Origin of the sequence: Enterobacter sp. 148H3 (genome assembly GCF_034107425.1) — a bacterium.
GTDB lineage: Bacteria > Pseudomonadota > Gammaproteobacteria > Enterobacterales > Enterobacteriaceae > Enterobacter > Enterobacter vonholyi.
On sequence record NZ_JAWNEI010000038.1, the window covers coordinates 1 to 2,459 of the forward strand.

Annotated in this window: 5 protein-coding genes; all 5 read right to left on the bottom strand. The window is 56.0% G+C overall.

Annotation, left to right across the window (positions count from 1 at the left end):
• On the bottom strand, positions 1-676 hold a 676-nt coding region (locus tag USH94_RS22345; RefSeq protein ID WP_320731345.1), incomplete at its 3' end, for a type IV secretion system protein.
• Positions 669-809 (bottom strand): hypothetical protein, encoded by a 141-nt coding sequence (locus USH94_RS22350; protein WP_032640091.1) that lies wholly within the window; start codon positions 807-809, stop codon positions 669-671. The genes USH94_RS22350 and USH94_RS22345, both read right to left, overlap by 8 nt.
• Before the next feature lie 78 nt (positions 810-887).
• Complete coding sequence (locus tag USH94_RS22355; RefSeq protein WP_320731346.1) at positions 888-1,886, bottom strand: type IV secretion system protein; 999 nt, start codon at positions 1,884-1,886, stop codon at positions 888-890.
• Between the two features lie 16 nt (positions 1,887-1,902).
• A complete protein-coding gene (locus tag USH94_RS22360) occupies positions 1,903-2,187 on the bottom strand; it encodes an EexN family lipoprotein (protein WP_111966183.1) in 285 nt (94 codons plus the stop codon).
• 11 nt (positions 2,188-2,198) lie between these two features.
• Positions 2,199-2,459, bottom strand: a 261-nt coding sequence (locus USH94_RS22365) for a type IV secretion system protein (RefSeq protein ID WP_320731347.1), incomplete at its 5' end; no start/stop codon positions are given.

Consider the following 2,459-nt stretch of genomic DNA (forward strand, 5'->3'; position numbering starts at 1 on the left):
TTTTCTCCTTAAACCGCTGATAACTGGTGACCGTGAAGCCGAACGGGTTCACCTCGCGCTCGGAGGCCGTCATTTTCTTCTGCGGGAAATAGCGGTAGGTCATGCGAATCGTCCAGTAATCGTGCGTCTCGGTGTTATCCTTGACCTTTCGAATGGTGCGCTTGATGCGCATCAGCTCCACCATGCTGGAGCCGGTGCCCGCTGAGGGCACGTTGGAGAGGATTTCCACCGTGACAACATAGGCCGCCTTCTGGAAAACGGCGTCCGGGGCGTCGGGGCTGTCAAACCAGTCGAGGTATTCCTTATTGACCGCGTCGCTGTTGAACATCTGCGTCTCCCTGTAGTCCTGCTGAAGGGCGAAATAGTTGTACCCCTCGCGGCGCTTCACGTAGCTTGCAGACTGCGACAGATTGAGCACCTCGGAGGTGTCCAGCTTGTCCTCGCCGACGGTGGTGACGCGCTCGATGCGCCCGGTCTGACGGTCGAGCGTGTACAGCTCCACGGTGGTGGTTTTGAGCGGCAGAAGCAGGATAAGGGCGGCAAGGGCGCAGACGAGCAGCAGCCCGGCGAGCGCCGCCACGATCCAGCCCGCCTTTTTCATGCGCAGATCCCGCTCAAGAATGGCGTTCTCAAACGAGCGCGAGTCGCTCAGGGCTTTGGCGGTAAGTTCAGACATGAGGGGTTAACTCCTGAATAATGGCCGGGGAATTGACCGGCTCCGGGTTGCCCGACACGGGCGGAAGTGAGGTATTTCGCTGTGCGCAGCCTGCAAGCAGGCACAGCATCAGCAGCGTGATGCCGTATTTCATGGTGATTTCCTGTTAGTAAAGACGTGACGAAGCCGCAGGACGCCGTTGCGGCGTCCCGCCGGATTCAGTCATGCGGGGTTATCGTTGATAGCGTTCCTGCATCCTCTGAACAGCGGCGCGGCTGCGGCTGCGCGCATCGCCGGAGGTGCGGGACGCGGTGGAGGCCGTTGCGCTGCCGGTGCTGTTCAGATTTTCTGCTGCCCGGTTGCCAATATTGCCTGCTGCATTAGACGCGGTACTGGCACCCATGCTGACGCCAGCATTGGCGAGTGCCTGTGCCGCTCCCTGTGCTGATGCGCCGGCAAGCGATGCCGCCAGCTTGTAGCTGAGAACTATCACAACAGCTGCACCCACAGCGCCGAGGAAAACCTGAACAGCAAGGGTTAGATAGTTGGCATCCGTCGCTCCAGTGGCACCGGCTAGAATATAATCTAAATAGTTCATCACCACAGTCAGCGAGATACCGCTGAAGAAAGTAGTGAGAATGCAGGTCAGAATATTTTTAAGCCAGTTACTGAACATCTCCCGGAACCAGGACCACATCAGGCAGTAGATAAAGATCGGTGCGGTTGCCAGCATCAGCATCATCACCAGTTCGGCGATCAGGTTAATAAATGCCGTTATCCCGGTTAGAGATGCAACTCCCGCCCATACAAGCCCTTCTGCCAGTAACCCCTTCGCAGGAACATATCGTGAGTCATCTTGGCTAAAGAGGTTTTCTCCTAACTTTTGCGCTTTCTCCCAGACCGTATCCAGCAGAGCCCATATGGAGGAATCTCCGCTGAAACCGTCTCGAATACCGGTAATGGCACTGGACACAAGGTCAAGATAACCTCCGGCGTTGGTGACGAAAATCATGATGATGAGCATTCGGCTCACGTCCCACACGATCTCCTCGAAGGGGCGGGCAAGCTTGCCTGCCATCGTCTGGTAGGCGCGCCACGTGATGTACAGCGAGAGTACCGCAACGGAGAACAGGTGCGCCATCCACCCTCCTGTCGTGGCGGTCACGCCGTTAAGAACGCTGTCAAACCCCTCCATGATGTGGCTGTTAAGCCCGACATAGATTCCGCTCATAGCGATGTCTCCAGCGTTAATTCAAATCCGCAACTGGAGCCAGTTGTCGAAGCTTATTAGCTTTCTCAACAATCCCTTTATAGGCAGTTAATACCCCTGGTTTATTCATCTCTCGATGGAGGGCTGTTTTAGCGTGATAGCAGTCTTCAGCTTCCCATGTGTGGGATATATAGCACTCTTCATACTTTTTCAGCATATCGTCATGATGTGCCGTATACCACTCCACGGAGGTTTTATCCTCGCAGCCAGTCAGCGCGGCCACGGAGGCCAGAACAACAAAGGTCAGTGTCTTCAGTTTCATGGGGTCACCTGTCAGTTAAGGTCTGCGATAGGAGCGGTGCGCATCTGCTCGGCCTGCGCCTTGCGGCGCTGTTCGGCAAGCAGCTGGTTGCGCATTTCGCTTTGTTTGACGGACATTTCCCACTGTGAGGTCAGCGCGTTCAGCTGGATGCTTCGCGCGGCCACCACGTTCGCCAGATCCTGCGATTCCTTGCTGTCCTTCGCATTCTCAATGCGACCGGCGAGATCGGTAATATCGCGCAGCGTGTCGTCAATTTTTTCCTGAATATCCGA